Source organism: Vreelandella aquamarina (assembly GCF_020075495.1).
Classification (GTDB): Bacteria; Pseudomonadota; Gammaproteobacteria; order Pseudomonadales; family Halomonadaceae; genus Vreelandella; species Vreelandella aquamarina_A.
The window spans coordinates 1-220 of sequence record NZ_JABYQT010000067.1 but is presented as its reverse complement, the minus strand read 5'-3'; the positions used below and the strand labels follow the sequence as shown (position 1 = coordinate 220).

Annotated in this window: 1 protein-coding gene; it reads left to right on the top strand. The window is 69.1% G+C overall.

Annotated elements, in window-relative coordinates:
• On the top strand, positions 1 to 220 hold a 220-nt coding region (locus HW452_RS17815), incomplete at both ends, for a hypothetical protein (protein WP_224107359.1).

Sequence of the window (220 nt, the reverse complement as noted above, 5' to 3'; positions counted from 1 at the left end):
CGCTACAGCCTGACCGAGGGCAGCAATGCCGACGGCTACTACGCCATCGACGCGATCACCGGCACCGTCACCCTGACCGACGCGGGCGCGGCCCACGTCAACGGCGGCGGCAACCTGCCGGCGGTGAGCGTGACCGTGACTGACGCACAAGGTCTGACGGCAAACGACACCGCGCCCGTGGGTGAGAGTGCCTTGCTGCCCACCGTCGAGGTGACCAGCA